Raw genomic sequence first — 15,540 nt, 5'->3', positions numbered from 1 at the left:
CATTCCTCCTTATCATGTATTAGTTCACCGTAATAATAATATTTTTATAGGCGTCTACTTCCGCAGTAAATCCTGGTGGTATAACAGTCGTCGTATCCAGCTGATCGATAATGGCTGGACCAGCAAATTGTGTGTGAACAGGTATTTGATCGCGATTATATACTTTTGTTTCAATATATTTCCCCTCAAAATAAACAGGACGTGTTTCTTTAAAAGCATCTTCTAACGAGCCTTCAGAAACATATTGTGGGAAATTAGGCTTTGGTACGGTGCCTATAGCCGTTACACGTAGACCAAATATTTCTACGGTTTGTTCCTTATCAGAAAATGCGAATTCTCGTTCATGTTCTTTATGGAATGCTTCCAAAATAGCATCTAAGGATGTTATTTGATCCGAGACGGGAACAGCTAGAGATCGCCATTGGCCCTTATAACGAAGATCAATAAAATTCGTTAATGTCGATGTATTTTCTGTTATCCCCTCCTCTTCCAATAACTCTCTTGCCTCTTGTCGAAGATCACTAAATTGATGTGTTAGTTCCTCCGCACTTACTTCATCTAGTTTTTTCACATATGTTTTAGAAATATCATGACGAACATCTACAAGTAAACATCCCATTGCCGCTGCTACACCTGGATGCGTAGGAATAATGACCTTTGGGATATTTAAATCTTTTGCCAAATAGGCGCCGTGTAATGGGCCTGCACCACCAAAGGCTACAAGCGCAAAATCACGGGGATCGTAGCCTCTTCGGACGGATATCAATCGAACTGCATCACTCATATTGGCATTGGCAACTTCGATAATGGCACTTGCCGCTTCCTCAACTGATTGATCGAAGACATTGGCGATTTTCCCTACAGCCTCTCTAGCCGCCTCTTTGTTTAATTGCATCGTGCCATCCAACAAATCTACACCTAAACGTCCTAACACTAAATTTGCATCGGAGTTAGTGGGCTCCGTCCCTCCTCGGCCATAGCAAGCTGGCCCTGGCACCGCCCCTGCACTTTGTGGTCCATTACGTAAAGAACCGCCTTCATCTTGCCAAGCGAGGCTACCTCCACCGGCTCCTATTGTTAATATTTCAATACTCGGAAAACCGATTGGATAGCCATATTCTATAGACCAATCCTTTGTAATTCGTATATCTCCTTTATACATCAGTGAAATATCAGTACTTGTACCGCCCATATCTAAGCCGATTGCATTGTCAAACCCGCACAACTTTGCGATATGCTTACTCGCAATTGCTCCAGCAGCTATCCCCGAACTCGCCAATCTAGCAGCATAGCGTGGAACTGTGCTTGATGTCATGACACCGCCACCAGAGTGTAAAACTAAAATTTCATCTTCATAGCCCTTTTTCTGCATTTCATCACTTAACTTACTAATGTAGTTACTCATAATTGGCCCAAGAACTGCATTGATAATCGTAGTACTCATGCGCTCATGCTCAAAAATTTCTGGAAGCACTTCACTCGAAATACAAACATAAACATCTGGTATTTCCTCTTTTAAAATTTCTTTGACTTTCGCCTCATTTTCCCCGTTCACATAGGAATTGATGAAACACACGGCAATGGATTCTGTTCCTCGTCTTTTTAATTTTTTCGCTAATATCCGAATTTCATCTTCATCAATAGCCTGAAGAATATTTCCTTCATAATCTATTCGTTCTGTCACTTCAAATCGATCTCGTCGTTGAATGTAAGGTCTCGCAGTATCTTTGTAGGTATCCCAAATATCTTCTTTCGTCCCACGGCGGATTTCGATGACATCTCTAAAGCCCTTTGTCGTAATAAGAGCTGTTTTTGGCAGCTTGCGTTCAATTAATGCATTCGTTCCAACTGTTGTGCCATGAGAAAAAATTTTAATATCCTTGCCATTTAGTTTTGCTTTTGCTACTCCATTTAAAATTCCTTGCTCCGGATTTGAAGGCGTAGACGACGTTTTCGTGACGAATACTTCCCCCGTCTCTTCATTAAAAACAAATACATCTGTAAACGTTCCCCCGACATCAATTGCTAAACGACTATGTGCCATAGCTCTACCTTCTTTCTTTTCATAAAATTTAAACCCCAATTTTTTTATATAGTTAATGCCTCAAGCGAAACCCCAGATTTTTTAAGTAGTTGCGTACAATTTGAAAAAATCTGGGCCATTTCACCGAGGCATAAGTGACATCTATTTTTGGTTTTCTATTCTAAATTTCTTTCATTTACTCACTTTTGGTACTAATCGTAATTGTTTTAAATGTTGTGAAGAACTCTTTTGCCGCCTGCCCCTGTTCACGGGCACCAGTACTTGAGTTTTTCATTCCTCCAAACGGCGCTTGTGGCTCAGCTCCACCCGTTTCATCGTTAACCTGTACAAGTCCAACTTCACTACGGCTAATAAAATCAAATGCTTTCGGAATGTTATTTGTATAAATAGAAGCACTCAATCCAAAATTAGAATCATTTGAAAGTCGGATTGCTTCTTCATAATCCTTTACTTTGATGACCGCTAAAACGGGTCCAAAAATCTCTTCATGGGCAATCGACATCTCGTGTGTTACATTTGTAAAGATTGTTGGATCAATATAGTATCCTTCTACCATACCTTTTGTAGGACCACCGCCAAATGCAAGCTCTGCACCATCAACTTTTGCTTTTTCGATGGCGGATAAAATAGCATCATATTGCCCTTTAGATGACACAGGCCCCATCGTAACACCAACTTCAATTTTCTTAGCTTCTTCTATTAACTGCTCTACAACTTGTTCATAAACCGCTTCCTCGATGTAAACTCGACTAGTCGCTGTACAGCGCTGTCCAGTTTGCTTCATCGCACCTTCAATCGTTAATTTTGCAGCCTGATGTATAGTGGCATCAGCTAAAATGATTGCTGCATTTTTACCGCCTAGTTCAAGCTGAATTTTTTTATTAGTAGATCCAGCAGTATCTAAAATGCTTTGCCCTACACTATTTGACCCTGTAAATGTAATCGCCTTTACTTCAGGTGCCTCCAATAATACCTGCCCCACCTTTGAACCGCGCCCTTGCACGACATTTAACACATTTTTCGGTAAGCCTGCCTGTTCAAATAATTCTCCTATTAATTTACCGGTTAAAGCGCTTTCAATAGAAGGCTTCCAAACGACTGTATTGCCATACACTAATGCAGGTGCAATTTTCCATATAGGAATAGCGACAGGGAAATTCCAAGGCGTTATGGCAGCAACGACACCAAGCGGTACCCGCATTGTGTACAAAAGTTTCGCTTCATTGGCAGAAGGTAAAACTTCTCCTTTTGCCCGCATCCCTTCTTGTGCAAAATAACGTAAAATGGAAGCACCACGTTTCACTTCTCCAAGCATTTCATTTTTCGTTTTACCCATTTCACTCGAAGCTATTTCGGCAACTTTATCCATATTTTTCTCAAGCAAGTCTGCTGTCACGCGTAAAATTTCTCCACGTGCAACAGAAGACGTATTTTTCCAACCTTCAAATGCTTCCTGAGCTGCAACGATAACGTCTTTTGTTTCATCAATTGTCAGAAGCTCTACTTGGCCTACACATTGTGATGGTTTCGCTGGATTAAATTGTTCTCGTATTTCTCTAACGATTGTTGTCATCAAATTCCTCCTTCAAATAGTGATTGTTTATGTTACCTTTACTGCTTTTCAACGATTGTTTTACGTATATGCTCAAATGTTTCATCTAAAATACGTAGCATTTCATCTAGCTCTACTTTTGATAGAATGAGAGGCGGAGAAAATACAACTGTATCTTGATCATAAGTGACTGTTCGAAGGATTAACCCTCGTTTCATCGTTTCTTGTACAAAAATCGGACTAAGAGGAGACTCAAACAATTCACCTGTCTCACGGCTCTTCACTAGTTCAATGGCTCCGAGCAATCCTAAAGTACGGACACGGCCGATAAAGCTATATTTTTCTTGCAATGCTCGGAATCCCTCTAACAGGGCATTCCCCATCTTTTCAGCATTTTCGACGAGATTTTCACGTTCAATAATTTCTATATTTTTCAACCCAACTTGACAAGCGAGTGCATGACCGCTGTAAGTATATCCGTGCATTAACGTTCCTTTAGAAAGCTCGCATAAATCTTGATGAAGCTTTTCGGAGATCGCTACACCACCAAGTTGAACATAGCCACTTGATACGCCTTTAGCGAATGACATCATATCTGGCACTACCCCATAATGCTCCATACCAAAGAATTTGCCTGTACGACCAAAGCCGGTAATAACCTCATCTGCAATGAATAAAATACCGTACTCATCACATATTTTTCGCACTTCTTTAAAGTAGTCTTTTTGCGGAATATTAACGCCACCAGCACCTTGTACAGGCTCAGAAATAAATGCTGCCACAGTCTCAGGGCCTAACGCTTCAATCGTTTCACGTAAATTACGTGCGGATTCGCTGTATACATAATGGAAATCTGGGGCGTGTGAATTGGTAAAGTCACGAAATGCCTGTAAGCCTGTCGCATTGGTTGCCCCCATAGCTACACCATGGTATGAATGAGTACGTGAAATAATTTTTTGGCGTGCTGGCTGTCCTTTTAGTAACCAGTAATGACGCGCTAATTTAATCGCTGTATCGTTCGACTCTGAGCCACCTGAAGTGAAGAATACAGTGTTTAAGTCTCCCGGCGTTAAAGAAGCAATTTTTGTCGCTAAACGAATAGCTGGCTCATTGCTAAAGGATGCAAAGCAGGAACTAAATGCTAAGGTAGATATTTGCTCCTTTGCCACTTCGGCAATTTCTTTACGACCATGCCCTATATTTACATTCCATAAAGAAGACATCCCATCAATGTAAATATTTCCTTCTATATCTTTTAAATAAATGCCATTGCCCTCTGTAAAAATGGCAGCTGGACCTTGTGTTTGCTGTTGCTCGATCGACGTTGTTGGATGCAGAAAATGTTTTTGATCTAACGTTTTTAACTCTTCTTTTAGTTGAATTGTCATAAATGCCATCCTCTTTTCGTTTAAAATTTCATACATATTTTTAGTAGCAATTCTCATGCCAACTGATGAAAAAAATTTATTTTAACGAAAAAATATTGCAACATTTTCAAAACGTGTGGTTGATTTCCGTTCCGGCTGGGCGCTTTGTAGCTGACGCTTCGCTTTCGCTACAGATAAAACATTTGCCGCTGACGCTTCGCTTTCGCGCAGAGCAGAGCTTCCTGGGGGCGTCCGATGAGCCGCTTCGCTTCGCTGCAGGGTCTCGGGCCAACACGAGGTTGGTCACGAAGGCGTTATCACAGGATGTGATGTTCTTAGCCTTCGTTCCCCTATCGCTGATCCCCAAGGAGTCGCCCAGCCTCCACTCCAATCAACTTATATTATGGGTATACATTTCAACAAAATCATTCCTTTCTTTTGGTAATTAGTGAAAAAATCAAACGGATCTTATTGTTACTTCACAAAACTGCAAAAATGAAAAAGAGGCACTTTCTTTGTTGAAAATGCCTTTTTTCTTCGATTTCTATTAACATATTAATGATGCATTTCATCACTTCTCTTGTATTAATTAGCGAGTTTTGCGATATCACATTTTATTATGCTTGAATGAAATTTTGATGCAAAAATACATCACTAGTCCTTATATGAAATTTGTTTCGTTAATTGGAATTTTTGTATTTTACGTACTAACGTTGACTGATCACAACCAAGTGATTTAGCAGCCTGCCTGATACTTGGATAGTTGGATAATGCTTCTTTAATAATTTGCTTTTCGAACGAGGCTACTTGCTCCTTTAAAGAACCACTAAATTTTGGCGTTACAACTTGTTCCTGATGGTTTTGAATTTCTACAGGACTTTCTAGACTACGTGTAATAGTAGGGTTACTATCTAACTCTTGTTGCACAATATAGGCTGTTATTTCTGGCTGCGTTGCCAGCAAGCAAATGCGCTCCACCATATTTTTAAGTTGACGTACATTTCCTGGCCAATCATAAGACTCTAATATTTTCATTGCAGATGACTCAATCGTTCGATGGATGCCATACTTTTCTTCAACAACGGCTAAAAAGTGGTTGACTAGTGGGATGATATCTTGACGACGTTGTCTTAATGGAGGAATATCAATCGGTATAATATTTAAACGATAATATAAATCCTCACGGAAATTACCTTGCCTCACCATCTCTGCTAAATTTCGATTTGTCGCAGCAATTATGCGTACATCGATAGGGATAGGTTTTCCACTTCCTAGACGCTGAACCTCTGATTCTTGGAGTACACGTAATAATTTCGCTTGCAGCTGTAAGGGCATCTCTCCAATTTCATCTAAAAACACTGTACCACCCGATGCAATCTCAAATAACCCTGCCTTACCACCTCTTGACGCCCCCGTAAATGCTCCTGCCTCATAGCCAAAAAGTTCAGACTCTAATAAATTCTCAGGGATTGCACTACAGTTAATTGTTAGTATTTGCTTATCATGACGTCTGCTATTTCCATGAATGAGCTTTGTTATTTCTTCTTTCCCTACACCCGATTCACCACCAATTAAGACAGTCGAGTCTACCTCTGCGACTCTCATAACACGCTTTACAACCTGCATCATCTCTGAAGACACAGCTATTAAACTACTTTTTGTTATTTCTTTATTATGTAAGACCTGTAGCTTATTTTTAAAATTCTCGTTTTGAACTTCTAATTTTTTTATTTCTTTCTCTAACCGTTTTAATTGTGTCATATCACGAGTAATGGCCACTACGTATTGTAAATCACCGTACTCATCAAATATTGGCTTACCAGAAACTAAAAAGCATTTGCCATTAATGAACGTCTGCAAAATCGTTACTTTTTCTTTTGATTCAATTACTTTCATCGAGATGGAATCACTCATCAATCCTTCAGCGATTACGTCTTTTGCATATCTCCCCATTAAATCAATGCCAACAATTTCAATATCAATATCATTTTGAAATAAAATCTTGCCATCACGATCACATACTGTCACACCGTCGGAAATAGAGTTTAACACTTTCATTGACAATGGGTTCATAAAGTCAATATAGCTATACTGCATAAATGGTTTAACATGAAATAAACAACCTTGTGAAGTTTCGACTACATGAATAAAATTTCCTTCTAACTCAAAGGTTTCAGTTCCTTTACTATATGTACTGATAATTTTTTCAAGCAGCTCTATTTGAATATCACTTTTCATCATGACCTCACCATTTTTCACAATAAAAAAATGCTCATCTTTATGTAGTTGAGTTATCGACATATAGTTCACTCCCTTTCGAACTTTAAACATTCTTCATCCGTAAATACAAAAAAATCCGCTCTTTCTACGGGGCATCTTGTACGTCGCAAAAGAACTTAAAACATCCTTTACATTCTTTCACGGTCTGATATCTCGCAGAAATATCGCGAATTTTTTGTATTTTATAGTTATTCTACTCCGAGGCTAGCTTTTCCTCTATTTGCTTTGCTGATCTTGTCGACAACTTTCTCATAATCATAAACAACACAATTGAGCCAATTAATACTAATGTACTTAAATAGAATTGTGGACGTAAAGATTCAATGAGCGCTTGGCACAAATAAACGACTGTTAAAATACCAATTGTGACATACGATAGATATGGGAATAGCCACATTCTAATCGATAATGGCTCAACTGAAACTTTGTCATAATAACGTCGGAAACGAATTTGAGAAATAGCAATAAAAATATAAACGGCAATCATTAATCCCCCAACACAATTCCCTAAAAAGTAAAAAATAACTTCAGGTGAAATAAAGTATAACATCGCACAAATATACGCTACCGCTGTACTACCAATAACAGCCGGAACAGGAACACCTCGGCTATTTTTTATTTGCGAGAATACTTTTGGTGCATCGCCTTGCCGTGACATTTCAAGTAACATCCGCGAGCTTGTATAAAGAGCAGAATTCAAAACAGAAATTAGTGAAATAAAAATGACTATTTGTATAAGTTGAGCAGCAATTGGAAGCCCTGCCATTGATAAAATATTCGCATAAGGCGCTGCCAATGTTTTTGTATCATTCCAAGGTATAATTAAAACCATAATGGCTACTGAACCTACAAAAAATAAACCTAATCGAAAGACAACATTACGAATGGCACGGACAATGTTTTTCGCTGGATTTTCAGACTCTGCTGCCGCGATGGCTGCAACCTCAGCACCACAAATCGAGAAAATAACAAAGACAATGGCCGTAAAAATAGGAACAATCCCATTCGGTGCAAATCCACCGAATTCTGTTAAAATACCTAATCCCTTCGTTTCATAATTTGGCCAGATTCCTAAAATCATGGCTATACCAACTACTAAAAATACAACAATAGCAGTAACCTTAACGAAGGACAGCCAATATTCAAATTCACCAAATGATTTTACTGAATAAATGTTAACAATTGTCATTAATAATGTTATGCCCACGCTTCCAAGCCATGTTGGGATCATCGGAAACCAATTATGCAGCATTCCCCCTATGAGTGCTGCTTCTAATCCTACAATAAATACCCAGCTTGCCCAATAAAGCCAACCTACTGTAAACCCTGCCCATGGACCAATATACTTCCCTGCATAGGAAGCAAATGAGCCTAGCTCTGCATTCCCTCCTGATTTCTTTCCTAATACAATTTCTCCTGCTGCCATTTCTCCAACCATTTGCATGATCAGCACTATGAGTAAGCATGCAATTGCATACGAAATTACCGCTGCCGGACCGGTACTTAAAATATTTTTCCCTGTCCCAACAAAGAGTCCTGTGCCAATAACCCCCCCAATGGAGATCATTGTAATATGCCGTGTTTTCAATGATTTTTGCAAAGCCCCCATTAAACCACCCCTTTAATGTTATGTAGACATTTACTGCTAGCCCCTTCCTCTAATTCAATGTCTACCGTTTAATTAGCAAATTTGATGCCAAACTTACAGAATTACAGAAAAATTCAAAATTTTTACCGCGTCGATTATTGTCACTAAAAATTGTCTTAAAATGCAAGGATAAGGATGTTTGGACGCCAAAAGAAGTTAATACGTATTCCATGTATAGATGATTGGAGTGAAGGCTGGGCGACTCCCCGGGGATCAGCGATAGGGGAACGAAGGCTAAGAACATCACACCCTGTGATAACGCCTTCGTGACCAACCTCGGTGCTACTGCTGACGTTTCGCTTTCACACATATGAAAACCTTTTACATCTGTTGGTCCGAGCAACGCGAGTGAAACGGGGAGGGGAACGAAGGCTAAAGGCATCAGTCCTGTGATAATGCCTTCGTGACCAACCTCGTGCTGCTGTCGCTGGTTAACACTACGCTTTCGCGCAAAAAACATCTGTTGCCCCGACGCCCCCAGGAAGCTCTGCTCTGTAGCGAAAGCGAAGCGACAGCAACAATTGTTTTATCTGTGCGAAAGCGAAGCGACAGCAACAACAAAGCGCCCAGCCGGAACGGAAATCAACCTCACGCTATGCTGATGAGCTTTAAATTTACTTTGTTAGGAAAATCTACGAATCTCTTCATATGCGATTTTCAAAATTTGATGCAAAAACACATCATTAACTGTTTATTTACATCACCTAAACTATCCAAATACTCGATTATATGAGCTCATAATATTCATCTCTTCCCTATACTTTGCTACTGTCCGTCTGGATATTTGGATACCCTCAGCACTTAACGTGTTTGTAAGCTGCTGATCCGTTAAAGGCTTTTGTTTATCCTCTGTTTCAATTAACTCTTTGAGTCGCTTTTTAATATACATAATCGAATCCATTTTTCCAGAAATATTCATAACGCCTTTTGTAAATAGCGTTTGTAAAGCATACACACCATGGGGGGTTTTCATATATTTTCCACGAACAGCTCGACTAATCGTTGATACATGTAGATTTAACATGTCCGCTACATCTTTTAACCGCATAGGCTTCAATGTCTCAATGCCTTTATGGAAAAAATCCTCTTGCAATTCCACTAGCAATCTAGCTAATTCATACAATGTTTTCTCACGCTGCTCTATTCCTTGTAATAATAACAGAGCATCTTTCATTGTATCTTTAAAATACGTTTTACAATTCGGATCGTTTTTTAGCATTTCAACATAATGCTTATCGATAGTAACAATCGGCAAATATCCACGATTTAATTGAATCAGCCATTCCTCTCCTTGTCTTTCCACTTCGATTTCTGGCATGACATATGGAATCGTTTCGAATTTATCTCCTGTCGTCACTGGTTTTAAATTTTTTATATAGTCGACAGTTTTCTTTACGTCATGTAGAGATGTTTTATACTTTTTACTTAACTGTTTAATAGCTTGTGCAGCCACTAGCTCTAAATCCGCTTCAATAAATCGAGAAGCTAATTTCGGTGCAAGCTCATCATTGTCTACCTGAATGAGTAAATACTCCTTATAATTACGTGCCCCTACCCCTATTGGCTCGAAAGTTTGAAGTAAGTCCAATAGTAATTCTACATGCAAAACATTTGTATGACATTTCTTTGCAACAATTGCTAAATCCACATCTAAAAATAGACGCTCATCTAAGGATTGAATTAAAAACGTTAAAATTTTCAAATCTAAAGAAGATAGATTTTTATGCATAGGGACTTGTTCCATCAAAAACTGCTCATAGCTTTCTTTCACAGCAAACTTCATCTCAATAGCGTTAAATGAATGCTGTTGTGGTGCATTATATCTCGCAGAATAACTTTTATCGGAATAACTTGCTAATTGCATAATGTCCTCATATTGCGTCTTTACTGACGCATCGGTAACAACTAATAGTGGGTTTTCATTCCCCTTATCATAAATATACTGTTCTAACTCATTTGTTGAATATTGCAGTATTTCTAAATGCTGTACTAATTGTGGTGATAAAACTTGCATTAATTTTTGGGAAGTTTTGATAGCTAATTGCATATCCCCTACCTCCAATACAGAATTTTCTACATAGTAACATTTTTATGCTGTGTTTTTCCATTTTTTCAACAAAATTTATTTTATACATAGCTCATTACTAAATTCCTTAGAACAGTGGAAGACAACGCCAAAAGTCGGAACGGAAATCAACTACACGCTTCATAAAATTTTCTAATAATTCCAAAAAAGTAATTGACTACAGCTATAAAGTGGTCATAAAATACACATATACAATAATGGTTACCACATTACGGTAAAATTTTAAAGGAGTGATCAAATGTTTCAATTACCAACTGTGCAATTTACACAAGAGCAAGAGCAATTTCGTTTAGATGTTCGAACGTTTCTACAGGATGAATTAGCAAAAGGAACTTTCACGCCTAAATGTGACTCTTGGCTAAGCGGAGATGACCCTGAATTCTCTAAATTAATCGGTCAAAAAGGCTGGATTGGCTTAACTTGGCCTAAACAATATGGCGGCCAGGAGAGGAGCACCATTGATCGATACATTTTAACAGAGGAATTTTTAGCCGTTGGTGCACCGGTTGCTGCACATTGGTTTGCCGATCGTCAAACAGGACCACTTCTTTTACGATATGGAACAGAAGAGCAGCGCGAATATTTCTTACCGAAAATTGTGAAGGGTGAATGCTACTTCGGCATCGGTTTAAGTGAACCAAATAGTGGATCTGACCTCGCTTCAGTTAGCACACGTGCTGAAAAAGTAGAGGGAGGATGGATCGTCAACGGTCAAAAAATATGGACGAGTAATGCACATCTTTGCCATTATATGGTGACTTTAGTCCGTACAAGTCCTTTTGATGGAAAAAGTAAGCATGCAGGGCTCAGTCAGTTGATTGTTGATTTACATGCGGAAGGTATCACTATTGTTCCAATCAAATTTTTAACCGGCGAACATCATTACAATGAAGTGTTCTTTGACAATGTTTTTGTCCCTGACAGTATGGTTGTTGGAGAGATCGGTAATGGGTGGGCTCAAGGCTTAGCAGAGCTTGCCTTTGAGCGTAGTGGTCCAGAACGAATATTGAGTACATTCCCATTAATCGATGAGCTTATTCAGGAGTTAAAGCGCCAAAACAATTTAGAAGGGTTACAGCAAGCGTCTAAAATAGTAGCTCGTCTTTGGGGTCTACGTAATTTGTCCATTGGAGTTGCCCAGCTTTTAGAATCCGGTAATGGTGATGACGTATCTATTCCTGCTGCACTTGTGAAAGCACTCGGTACGAAATTTGAGCAAAGTATTCCTGAAATCACACGCTTAATCATCCAAACTTATCCAACACTTGATGCGCATCGTAAAATCGATCGCTTTATGGCTGAATCCATTTTACATGCACCAGGTTTTACTATTCGAGGAGGAACGTCAGAAGTACTGTATGGCGTTGTAGCGAAAGGGGTTGTCGCTCAATGAGTGAAATGAAAGATATGATCGTTGACGTTGTAGAGCGCATGTTAAAAGAAAAAGTCGATAAAGAGTTAGTCGATACAGTTGAACAAGGACATTGGGCACCAGAATTATGGGAGTTATTGAAAGAAAACGGGATGACTGATGTAGCCATTACAGAAAAAAATGGCGGTGCTGGTGGTGACATAGAGGATTTATTGAATATTGTTCGCTTAACTGGTAAATATGCTGCACCAATCCCATTTACAGAAACAACATTTGCAAATTATTTATTGGAGTTTACTAATTTACAAGTCATTGAAGATTTGGCTACGTATATGCTCTGCCCTAACCAAGCTTTTTCTTTAGAAAATGGCAAATTAACGGGAGAGGCCATACAAATTCCTTGGGCACGTCATACAAAACATTTAGTAACACTTGCAAATAGTACAGAGGGTACTCATCTAGTAGAAATAGATTTAAGCCAAGCAGAAATAAAGCTAGGGTCGAATTTAGCAGGCGAGCCGCGTGATACTGTGATATTCCAGCATGCTAAGGTTTCACAAGTTTCTCCTGTGTTATCTTCTGACGACGTTCACGCTATAACAACACTCCATTCAGCGTTTCAATTAGCTCTGATGACTGGTGCCATCGATAAAATAAATGATTTAACAGTTCAATATACGAAAGAACGTGAGCAATTTGGTCGACCGATTCATCGCTTCCAGCTCGTTCAGCAGCATATAGTGCAGTTAGCAGGTGAAACGGCGATTGCCCTAGCAGCATTTAATAATGTAACCGAAGCCCTTCAGATGAACAATCAAAACAGTGAGGTTGCTTACGCTCGCATTCGTTTCGAAGAAGTTATTCAAGCAATAACAACCATTTCGCATCAAGTACATGCTGCAATTGGTACGACACACGAGCATAGTTTACATCAATTTACACGCAGACTTTGGTCATGGCGCGATGAAGGAACGAGCACCTCGTATTGGACTAATTTGGTCGCAACTCAACTACTAGAAAATAGCGGAGATAGTCTATGGGAATATTTAACTTCGTTTAGCTCTAACTCTCCCCTTCTTAAAGTAGAAGGATAAGAACTTAATAACCATTTGTAACAAACTACTAATAAGGAGTGTTAACAATGACTGATTTACTTTTTGATGTGCAAGACCACGTTGCCACAATAAAATTAAATAGACCTGAGGCGTACAATGCTTTTAGTGAAGAAATGATCTCAAAATGGATTGAAGCGCTTGAAAATGTTCGTGATTCAGAGGATATTCGTGTCGTCATCGTAAAAGGGAATGGAAAATCATTTTGTGCTGGTGGAGACATTAAGGCGATGCAAGCTGGTGAAGGATTTTTCCAAAGCGAGGACGATATTTCTTCTACAGGTTTAGCGCGAAAAAATTCACTTTGGAAAAAGATTCAGCGTATCCCCCTACTTCTTGAAGAAATCGATAAACCCGTTATCGCACAGGTACACGGGTTTGCCATGGGTGCAGGACTTGATATGGCCTTAATGTGCGATATACGGATTGCTGCAAAATCTACAAAGATTTCTGAAAGCTACATCAACGTTGCAATTGTGCCGGGCGACGGTGGAGCATATTATTTACCAAAATTAATCGGTATCGATCAAGCATTGGACATGTTCTGGACAGCTCGTGTATTAACTGCTGACGAAGCAAAAGACAAAGGTGTTGTGACATTTGTTGTTGAAGACCATGAGCTTGAAGAATACACATTGAATTATGCAAAGGAATTAGCAAGTCGCCCAACGACAACATTGCAATTCATTAAACGTGCTGTTTATCAAAGTCAACGAATGGATTTACGTTCTGCCCTTGATTACATTTCATCACAAATGGCTATTGTAACAGAGCTAGATGATTTTAAAGAGGGTGTCAACGCAGTTGTAGAAAAACGTAAGCCTGTTTATAAATGACGTGTGAAGGAGGAAGAACGATGCAACCTCTTGCAAATATTCGAGTGTTAGATTTATCGCGTGTTTATGCTGCCCCTGCCGGCTCCATGATGTTGGCAGATTTAGGAGCAGAAGTCATACGCATAGAACATCCAAATGGCTCTGATAGTATGCGTGATTGGGGGCCATTTGTAAATGGTCAGAGTACGTATTATTTATGTGCCAATCGCAATAAAAAATCGATCACATTAGATTTAAAGACAATAGATGGCAGAGAAAAATTTAAAGAACTTGTCAAAGATGCCGATGTCGTACTCGAAAATTTTAAAACGGGGGACATGGAGCGAATGGGACTCAGCTATGAGGAATTAAGAAAAGTGAATCCCAGAATTATCCATTGCGCTGTTACAGGATTCGGTCAAACAGGTCCTCTTGCACAAGAACCAGGCTTCGATCCAGTTATTCAAGCAATGAGTGGTTTAATGCATGTCACAGGCTCACCTGAAGGAGAAGCGACAAAAGTCGGTGTCCCTATTGCAGATATTTTAACATCTAATTATGTCGTCATTAGTATTTTAGCCGCCTTACGAATGCGCGATCAAAACAATACAGGGCAATTTATTGACTTAGCTTTATTAGACATTCAGATGAGCAGCTTAGCAAATGTAGCAAGCGCTTATATCAATACAGGCTTTATCTCAGAACGTCTTGGCAATCGTCATAATAATGTTGCGCCCTATCAAGTATTTAACTGTGCGGATGGCCCCTTAATGATTTGCGTTGGGACAGATGGTCAATTTAAAAAGTTTTGCACGATGTTGAATCGTGCAGAATGGGCCGATGATCCGCGCTTTGTCACAAATACAATGCGCAAGCAACACGAAGCGGAGCTAGTTCTGATGATCACTGACATGACCATGACAAAAACACGGGATGAATGGATTACCTTATTGCAACAATACAAAATTCCAGGCGGACGTGTGAACACGATTGCGGAAGCACTAGAACAACCGCAATTTAAGGCCCGCGACATGATTGGTGAAATAGAGCACGAACAATACGGGACAATCAGATTCATCAAAAACCCGTTAAAGTTCTCTGATTTAAATATTCAATATAAACAAGCTCCTCCGATACTTGGAGAACATACAAATGATTTTCAAAAGTCCACTCTACAACAATAAAATTACGCTATAATATAGATAAAATATATTTCAGAAGATAAATCCTCCGGCGGTTGTCGAAGAAAATTTTATTACGTAGG

Annotated in this window: 10 protein-coding genes; 4 read left to right on the top strand and 6 right to left on the bottom strand. The window is 39.2% G+C overall.

What is annotated here, in order from left to right; genetic code table 11:
* Window positions 1-19: 19 nt before the first annotated feature.
* The 6 genes from MWJ95_RS00245 to rpoN form a co-directional block, all read right to left on the bottom strand.
* Window positions 20-2,044 carry a hydantoinase/oxoprolinase family protein gene (locus MWJ95_RS00245; protein ID WP_249103635.1) on the bottom strand — a complete coding sequence of 675 codons (2,025 nt, stop codon included), beginning with the start codon at window positions 2,042-2,044 and terminating at the stop codon, window positions 20-22.
* Between the two features lie 175 nt (window positions 2,045-2,219).
* Complete coding sequence (locus MWJ95_RS00240; RefSeq protein WP_249074334.1) at window positions 2,220-3,617, bottom strand: aldehyde dehydrogenase family protein; 1,398 nt, start codon at window positions 3,615-3,617, stop codon at window positions 2,220-2,222.
* Between the two features lie 38 nt (window positions 3,618-3,655).
* A complete protein-coding gene (locus MWJ95_RS00235) occupies window positions 3,656-4,984 on the bottom strand; it encodes an aminotransferase family protein (RefSeq protein ID WP_249103632.1) in 1,329 nt (442 codons plus the stop codon).
* Window positions 4,985-5,617: 633 nt separating this feature from the next.
* Window positions 5,618-7,264, bottom strand: a complete 1,647-nt coding sequence (locus MWJ95_RS00230; RefSeq protein WP_249103629.1) for a sigma-54 interaction domain-containing protein — start codon at window positions 7,262-7,264, stop codon at window positions 5,618-5,620.
* Between the two features lie 172 nt (window positions 7,265-7,436).
* Window positions 7,437-8,852: an amino acid permease gene (locus MWJ95_RS00225; protein WP_249074337.1), complete on the bottom strand. Its 1,416-nt coding sequence runs from the start codon at window positions 8,850-8,852 to the stop codon at window positions 7,437-7,439.
* A 748-nt stretch (window positions 8,853-9,600) separates the two neighbouring features.
* Window positions 9,601-10,938: an RNA polymerase factor sigma-54 gene (gene rpoN / locus MWJ95_RS00220; protein WP_249103626.1), complete on the bottom strand. Its 1,338-nt coding sequence runs from the start codon at window positions 10,936-10,938 to the stop codon at window positions 9,601-9,603.
* A 277-nt stretch (window positions 10,939-11,215) separates the two neighbouring features.
* Here rpoN and MWJ95_RS00215 point away from each other — a divergent pair, with 277 nt between their 5' ends.
* From MWJ95_RS00215 to MWJ95_RS00200, 4 genes are read left to right on the top strand one after another with little or no spacing between them, the layout of a single operon-like run.
* Window positions 11,216-12,370 carry an acyl-CoA dehydrogenase family protein gene (locus MWJ95_RS00215; protein ID WP_249074339.1) on the top strand — a complete coding sequence of 385 codons (1,155 nt, stop codon included), beginning with the start codon at window positions 11,216-11,218 and terminating at the stop codon, window positions 12,368-12,370.
* The gene (locus tag MWJ95_RS00210) at window positions 12,367-13,443 is read left to right on the top strand and encodes an acyl-CoA dehydrogenase family protein (protein WP_249103622.1); all 1,077 of its coding nucleotides are present in this window, start codon (window positions 12,367-12,369) and stop codon (window positions 13,441-13,443) included. The genes MWJ95_RS00215 and MWJ95_RS00210 overlap by 4 nt, the downstream gene beginning before the upstream one ends.
* A gap of 47 nt (window positions 13,444-13,490) precedes the next feature.
* A complete protein-coding gene (locus MWJ95_RS00205; RefSeq protein ID WP_249103619.1) occupies window positions 13,491-14,297 on the top strand; it encodes an enoyl-CoA hydratase/isomerase family protein in 807 nt (268 codons plus the stop codon).
* A gap of 20 nt (window positions 14,298-14,317) precedes the next feature.
* Window positions 14,318-15,460 (top strand): CaiB/BaiF CoA transferase family protein, encoded by a 1,143-nt coding sequence (locus tag MWJ95_RS00200; RefSeq protein ID WP_249103615.1) that lies wholly within the window; start codon window positions 14,318-14,320, stop codon window positions 15,458-15,460.
* Window positions 15,461-15,540: the final 80 nt, after the last annotated feature.

The sequence above is a fragment of the Lysinibacillus sp. Bpr_S20 genome, from assembly GCF_023337835.1.
GTDB lineage: Bacteria > Bacillota > Bacilli > Bacillales_A > Planococcaceae > Lysinibacillus.
This window is presented reverse-complemented; position numbering and strand designations above follow the sequence as displayed.

Excerpts from the sequence above, each read along its gene's own strand:
- MWJ95_RS00230 (WP_249103629.1), bottom strand. The coding sequence starts at position 7,264 with ATGTCGATAACTCAACTACATAAAGATGAGCATTTTTTTATTGTGAAA.
- rpoN (WP_249103626.1), bottom strand. The coding sequence starts at position 10,938 with ATGCAATTAGCTATCAAAACTTCCCAAAAATTAATGCAAGTTTTATCA.
- MWJ95_RS00205 (WP_249103619.1), top strand. The coding sequence starts at position 13,491 with ATGACTGATTTACTTTTTGATGTGCAAGACCACGTTGCCACAATAAAA.
- MWJ95_RS00225 (WP_249074337.1), bottom strand. The coding sequence starts at position 8,852 with ATGGGGGCTTTGCAAAAATCATTGAAAACACGGCATATTACAATGATC.
- MWJ95_RS00210 (WP_249103622.1), top strand. The coding sequence starts at position 12,367 with ATGAGTGAAATGAAAGATATGATCGTTGACGTTGTAGAGCGCATGTTA.
- MWJ95_RS00240 (WP_249074334.1), bottom strand. The coding sequence starts at position 3,617 with ATGACAACAATCGTTAGAGAAATACGAGAACAATTTAATCCAGCGAAA.
- MWJ95_RS00245 (WP_249103635.1), bottom strand. The coding sequence starts at position 2,044 with ATGGCACATAGTCGTTTAGCAATTGATGTCGGGGGAACGTTTACAGAT.
- MWJ95_RS00200 (WP_249103615.1), top strand. The coding sequence starts at position 14,318 with ATGCAACCTCTTGCAAATATTCGAGTGTTAGATTTATCGCGTGTTTAT.
- MWJ95_RS00235 (WP_249103632.1), bottom strand. The coding sequence starts at position 4,984 with ATGACAATTCAACTAAAAGAAGAGTTAAAAACGTTAGATCAAAAACAT.
- MWJ95_RS00215 (WP_249074339.1), top strand. The coding sequence starts at position 11,216 with ATGTTTCAATTACCAACTGTGCAATTTACACAAGAGCAAGAGCAATTT.